7 protein-coding genes are annotated in these 6,742 nt (G+C 37.2%); 3 read left to right on the plus strand and 4 right to left on the minus strand.

Translation table 11 applies throughout. The features are described 5' to 3' along the window. Positions 1-95 precede the first annotated feature (95 nt). The 4 genes from PV763_RS16685 to PV763_RS16700 form a co-directional block, all read right to left on the minus strand. Complete coding sequence (locus PV763_RS16685; RefSeq protein WP_138001013.1) at positions 96-2,573, minus strand: heavy metal translocating P-type ATPase; 2,478 nt, start codon at positions 2,571-2,573, stop codon at positions 96-98. A gap of 178 nt (positions 2,574-2,751) precedes the next feature. Further along, positions 2,752-2,946 carry a heavy-metal-associated domain-containing protein gene (locus PV763_RS16690; protein WP_004281879.1) on the minus strand — a complete coding sequence of 65 codons (195 nt, stop codon included), beginning with the start codon at positions 2,944-2,946 and terminating at the stop codon, positions 2,752-2,754. Between the two features lie 469 nt (positions 2,947-3,415). After that, entirely contained in the window at positions 3,416-4,297 is an 882-nt protein-coding gene (locus PV763_RS16695; protein WP_004695733.1) for a copper resistance D family protein, read from the minus strand. A 64-nt stretch (positions 4,298-4,361) separates the two neighbouring features. Continuing rightward, positions 4,362-4,742, minus strand: coding sequence for a copper resistance CopC family protein (locus PV763_RS16700; RefSeq protein WP_420938242.1), 381 nt, complete (start codon positions 4,740-4,742; stop codon positions 4,362-4,364). A 351-nt stretch (positions 4,743-5,093) separates the two neighbouring features. Between PV763_RS16700 and PV763_RS16705 the strand changes: the two genes are divergently transcribed. The 3 genes from PV763_RS16705 (at position 5,094) to PV763_RS16715 (ending at position 6,506) form a co-directional block, all read left to right on the plus strand. Next, a complete protein-coding gene (locus PV763_RS16705) occupies positions 5,094-5,336 on the plus strand; it encodes a DUF2789 family protein (RefSeq protein ID WP_004281876.1) in 243 nt (80 codons plus the stop codon). A 158-nt stretch (positions 5,337-5,494) separates the two neighbouring features. Continuing rightward, positions 5,495-5,950 (plus strand): helix-turn-helix domain-containing protein, encoded by a 456-nt coding sequence (locus tag PV763_RS16710; protein ID WP_004647755.1) that lies wholly within the window; start codon positions 5,495-5,497, stop codon positions 5,948-5,950. A 16-nt stretch (positions 5,951-5,966) separates the two neighbouring features. Then, positions 5,967-6,506 carry an IS630 family transposase gene (locus PV763_RS16715; protein ID WP_225554437.1) on the plus strand — a complete coding sequence of 180 codons (540 nt, stop codon included), beginning with the start codon at positions 5,967-5,969 and terminating at the stop codon, positions 6,504-6,506. The last annotated feature ends 236 nt before the right edge of the window (positions 6,507-6,742 follow it).

Genomic DNA, 6,742 nt, shown 5'->3' on the forward strand with positions numbered 1-6,742 from the left:
ACCACTTACCCAAGTTACGCCTTAAATTTGGCTCAATTAGGGGCGCTTTGCATTTCAAATCTTTGTGCAACAAAGCCAATGTATATAAAAAATGGTTAAATAATTGCAAGGGGGGCTTTAAAACGTTTTAATCGTAAAGCATTTCCTAGTACAAATATTGACGAGAGAGCCATTGCACCAGCAGCAAATACAGGAGAAAGTAGCAGTCCAAATTGCGGATAAAGTACACCTGCTGCAATAGGAATCAGAGCTGCATTGTAAACAAATGCCCAAAATAAATTTTCACGAATATTGGTTATAGTCGCTTTGCTTAAAGCGATAGCATTTGGCACTCCTTTCAGGTTGCCAGACATCAAAACCACATCAGCAGCTTCAATAGCTACGTCTGTACCTGTACCTATTGCTAAACCAATATCTGCTTCTGCAAGTGCAGGGGCATCATTAATGCCATCTCCAACATATGCGAGTTTACCATATTGATTTTTTAATTTTTTAACGGCCTCTATTTTACCTTCTGGTAAGACTTCTGCAATAACCTCATCAATACCTAGTTTTTTTGCAATCGCTTGAGCTGTATGACGGTTATCACCTGTAATCATGGCAACCTTTAAACCTAACTGATGTAACGCTTCAATTGCAGCAAATGTTGATTCTTTAATTGGATCTGCTACAGCAATAATGGCAGCAAGTTTCTGGTCAATCGCAACATAGAGAGGGGTTTTTCCTTCTTCTCCCAAACGATCCGAAAATTGAGAAAAAACATTAGGATTCAAACCTAGTTTTTCCATATATCGATCTGCACCAATATGAACCAAATGTTCAGACACCGTTGCTTCTATTCCATAGCCCGTGACTGACTTGAAATCAGCAACAGGAGACAGAATTAATTCCTTATCTATAGCGGCTTGTACAATTGCTCGAGCAATAGGATGCTCAGACTTTGATTCAACGGCTGCCATAAGTGAAAGTACGGCATTGTATTCAAACCCTTCTAAGACATGCAGATCGGTTAAAATTGGTTTGCCTTCAGTCAGGGTCCCTGTTTTATCAACAGCAACCACTTTAGTTTCTTTGAGCAGCTGCAAAGCTTCCCCTTTACGGAATAAAACACCCATTTCAGCACCACGCCCAGTTCCCACCATGATTGATGTAGGCGTTGCAAGTCCCATTGCACAAGGACATGCAATAATGAGTACCGCAACTGCATTAACTAAGCTAAACGTTAGGGCTGGCTCAGGGCCGAAGATAAACCAAGTAATAAAAGTTAAAAGAGAGAGACCCATTACTACAGGTACAAACCACATGGTAATTTTATCAACCAATGCCTGAATAGGCAGCTTGGAACCCTGTGCCTGTTCAACCATTCGGATGATTTGAGAAAGCACTGATGAACTACCAACAGAGGTGGCTTTGATATTTAAGCTGCCACTTTGGTTAATTGTTCCTCCTACCACAGTAGAGCCTATCGTTTTTTCAACGGGCATAGGCTCGCCAGTAATCATGGATTCATCAATAAAACTTTGGCCGTGAATAACTTCACCATCGACAGGGATACGCTCGCCTGGTCTAATCTCTACAATCGTTCCTGTTTGAACTTCGGCAATCGGAACTTCTATCACCTGATTATTGAGCTGTATTCTGGCAACTTTAGGCTGCATTCCAACTAGATGTTGAATTGCTAAAGACGTTCGGCCTTTTGCCTTGGCTTCAAAAAATCTACCTAATAGAATTAAAGTGATAATAACCGCTGCAGCTTCATAATAAACATTGACCGTGCCTTGTGGCAGGACACTTGGAAAGAAAGTAGCAACCACTGAATAAAGATAAGCAGCCAATGTTCCTACAGCCACCAAGGAATTCATGTCTGGTGCTAAGCGGAATAAACTTGGGATGCCCTTTTTGAAGAAGCGTCGGCCTGGAAAAATTAATGCTACTGTGGTCAAGAAAAATTGCATTAACCAGCTATTTTGTTGGCCAATGTTATCCATCATAAACGTATGAAAGGCGGGAATCAGGTGTGATCCCATTTCTAAAATAAAAATGGGTAGAGTCAATAAGACTGACAGAATTAAATCTTTTTTAAGTTTTTCTAATTCAATATTTTTTTTATCTTGAAAGCTTTCCGTAGTTTGATGAACTGACTTTGCTTCAAACCCTGCTTTGGTGACAGCCTGAATTAACGAGTCACGAGTGACAGATGAGCTTGCCTGAATAGTCGCTTTTTCAGTAGCCAGATTTACATGAGCTGATTCCACACCCTCAACAGATTTTAAGGCCTTTTCTACTCGACCTACACAAGAAGCACATGACATACCCTCAATCGTAAGCTCTATTGGTTGCAGCGCTTCCACTTCGTAGCCTGCTTTTTCTACGGCTTTAATTAAAGTAGCGCGATCAAGTGGTTGATGCGCATAAATGACTGCTTTTTCGGTAGCCAGATTTACATGAGCCGATTCAACACCCTCAACAGATTTTAAAGCTTTTTCCACACGGCCTACACAAGAAGCACATGTCATCCCCTCAATCTCTAATGTTTCACTGTAGTGTGGCGTATCAGTCATTTCGGTACTCATATACGATCTCTATCATTTAGATATGCTGAGTTCTATATGCGAAGATCAGCTCGAACCAAGATTAGGGGGAATTCAGGGATTACTTTTATTTCAAGCAAGTACAGGTTTTATCTGTACGATGAGGAAAATAAGAGAGAGTAAAAGTGGTAAGGAATTCCCACTGTTACTCTAACAGAGATTAAGCAGGATCAGCTGTAAATCCACGCTCACTGAGAGTGGCAATGACTTGATCCTGACTCACCGTTGTGTTGATTTCAACAATACGGTTTTGTAAATCAATATCGAGTGAGGCATTCGAGTCGAGCTCTTTAATTGCGGTAGTAATGCCGCGTGCACAACCACCACAAGTCATATTAGCGATGTGAAATTTCATATGTTGCTCCTTTTTAACAAAACATTTGTTTAAAACATTAGAACAGTAACTCTAAACTTTCACCATACAACCAGCCTTTTTCTGAATCAGTTACTCGCTGTAACTTGGTCTGTTTACAACCTTACAGTTTTCTTCAGAGTATTCCAAAGAAGAGTGTTCTAATGACTACAGTAAAAGTACTTAACCAACATTAATGTGACTTTAAAATGACATTTTTGTCATCTACGATCACTCTGAAATTTATAAGATTAGTTATTTCAATCAATGGTAGTGAACTGAATAGATGAGACCGTTATGGGTTGAAGATAAGCTAAAAACCGGTGACTACCTTTATGTATAATGCCTCATGATGCGATTTTACTGTTCTGATTGTCGTAAGTTGGCAGTCCAGTAGAAACTTTATTGCTCAGCTACAAAAGATAAATGCAGTAATGTTAAATTTCCTCAATTCCCTTATTTTGAAATTCTCTTATTCAATACCCACGACAGTGGTTATATAGCCTGTTGTTAATAGAATTGATAGACCTAATAACATCTCAAATAAAATGGCATGACTAAGGTGTTTAGCGAATTTAGGATGTTGAAGACGCGGGGTGAAATACCATTTGTTGAAGGCAGCTAAAAGTAGAATACCTATAACAAAAAACATTTTAACCATGAAACCATAGCCATATGCAGTATTGATTAAGGTATTAAAATCTTTAATTAAAAGAAGAGCTACACTAGCGCCACAGGCGATTAATATCCCAACAATGAAAGCAGCAATACGTCCAAATACATGCATGCGATCTTTTAAAGGTAAACCACTTATTTCCCGGCTGGTTTTCCATAACGGATATAAAGACCCCATCCATAAAGACATAACTAGAATATGGATTGATAATAAAATTTGAGCAAGTAAGGTTAAATTAGCGACATGTCCGAGCTGGGAAAAACTAAAAATAATCGGGATAAGTAAAATACAAAATATTGAACTTTCAATTATAGAAAACTGACCTTTGTTCCTGTTAACTTTAACCACCATGAGAAGAAGTAAAAGAGCAAAACTAATAGAACGAAGAACGTATATATACCCCGTCGGAGTATTAACCAATATATTAATATACGTGGGGTCCACCATCCCTGTAATACCAGTATTGGCAAAACTACCAATCAGAATAAAAAATCCCAAGGTACTGGAAATTAGGCCTAATCCAGCGCCAATTGTAATATATTTAAGAATCGATTCTTTTAGTTCAAGATATTGTCTAAGTAAAAAATAGCAAAAGGCTCCACCAACGACAAAAGCTAAACTTAAATATAAAATAACCTTAGTTAACCAAGTGGCCCACATCCAATATTCAGAAATCATTATTTTTGTCCATTCTAGAACAACATGCCAGCACCTCACTGACATGTTGAAAGGTAATCAATTCTTATTTAGTTGATTTGATAGTGAAACTATATTCACCATTCATGTTGTGGCCATCTTTCCCCATTGTTGTCCAGACAACGGTATATTTACCTTTTTTCAGTTTCGGAAGAGCGACATCAAAGGATTTCTTTAAGTCATGAGTAACTTCATATTTTAAAGGAACATCTCTTCGCTGAGCATCCAGTAACTTAATATTCATCAACATAACCTCTGCACCAAAGTTAAGGGTCAAGTTCTTTGGTTGACTAAGGACAGATGCATTTTCCGCAGGAATCGCACTCACTAAACTCACATGAGCGAACGTAGTTGTAGTAGCCACAATCATCGTTGCAGCTACTACAACATGACGTAGAGCAGTCATTTTATTATGAAATAATTTCATTTACGTTTCCTCTTGATTCGTTAGTTCATTAGAGATGACTTTATAAAATCTATATTTAATGAGACCACATCATCTCCTCTTATATTTCAATTATTAGTGAGAGACACAAACAGAGCGATGACTTCAAAATTACATTTTTGTCATTTTTAAAATTTAAAATCTTTAACTATTAAAATAATCTTATTGAAAAATAATGATCATTTAACAAACAAATTATGTAGGTGGTTGATTTATGAAATGTAGTAATCATTTTGTCTAAGAAAATAGTAGCTATTTAATTTTTTATATTTTAGTTTAAATATAAACATGTTATGTTTAATTTGATCTAATATAAATTTATGGGCTAAGCACATGACTCAAACACGTCCAAGAATGACCAAATTATTTGAACAGCTTGGTTTAGCTTCTACTGAAGAAGCAATTGCAAAATTCATAGAGAGCCATCAGCTAGCTGGAGATGTTTTTTTAACACAAGCAATTTTTTGGACTGATGCTCAACGTCATTTTTTAGAAGAAAAACTACACTCTGATGGTGAATGGACGACAGTGATTGATCAATTAAATGAGTCTTTACATGAAAATTCAGTAAAATAATTTTCCGTTAGTATTAAGGATCTACATTCTTCCCTGCATTGAATACAACTCATTCATACAGTAGTACTGTTTTGGAGATGGAATCTCTATTATATAAGTAAGTTGACAAAAATAACTAATGATGCGAAAAGGTTTTTTTAGTTAACAGATGTTCACACATGCCTAGAATTGTTTCTGTACCACTTAGTTTAGAACAGCGAGAACGACTCATTTTTCTGGTCAAGCATGCAAAACATTGGCGTGAAAGGCAACGTGCCCAAACTATTCTCTGGCTTTCCGAAGGTAAAAGCGTTGCGGAAGTTGCCACTCTACAAGAACGTATCCCAGAAACCATAAGGCTACAACGCCGACGTTGGGAATTGTATGAGTTTGAATCGATTAAAGAAGGTCATCGCTCAGGTCGACCCAATACATTGATCTCAGACTATCAGGCGAAAATCCTAGATTGGGTCAATACAAGTCCACTCAATGCAGAACAAATCCGAGTCAAACTACATGAAGAATACGAAGTGTCCGTGTCTGTTGAAACCATTCGTAAGTTTTTACGGGATTCAGGTATGGTCTTCAAGCGTACCCGTCATAGCTTGAAAAAAAAGAGATCCGATTGCATTTGAACAAGCAACACAGCAGATTGAAGAATTACGAGAGCAAGCGGCACGTGGTGAAATTATATTAGGTTATGTTGATGAAACAGGATTTTCATCTACACCTGATAACCGCTATGCGTGGACAAAGATAGGTGATGTTCATGCGGTTGATGCAATAAGATTAAAACGAGTTAATGTCATGGGGTGTTTGCTTTCAACGGGGAAACTGGTGACTAGTTGTTTACAAGAGTCAGTGACAAGCACTTGGTTTTATGCCTATTTAACTGGAATAGCTCAACAAGTAAAACAGACGTATAACCTTCCATTGGTTCTTATTGTTGATAATGCCTCGATTCATAGAAGTAAAAAGATGGCTGATTACAGAGAGCTACTTAAAACTAACTTTTCGACGAATCTGTATTTTATTCCAGCTTATAGCCCTGAGTTAAATCGAATCGAGATGGTATGGAAGCAGATGAAATATTATTGGCGAGATTTTCAAGTCATGACAGCTGACAAAATAGAGCAATGGGTGGAGAAAGTATCAAACCAATTCGGAAAAGAATACATGTTTACTTTTTAATGACAACTTAGTAGATTCCTTACTCTGAAATTTGGATTATAAACCCTAATATTAAAAATAATCTTCTTTACCTTCTATCTAATAAATATACCAATAAGTTTAATAATTAAATTATCCACCCTTTTTTCTATAAAAAACTATTTTGATCAACTGTATTTTGTAAGCGTCCGCTGAGCCCCACTTTTTCTAACTCATTAATACCGCGATAGTGTCCACTAAAATTTAAGTGGACACCT

The sequence above is a fragment of the Acinetobacter sp. AS5 genome (assembly GCF_048957595.1).
Lineage (GTDB): Bacteria > Pseudomonadota > Gammaproteobacteria > Pseudomonadales > Moraxellaceae > Acinetobacter.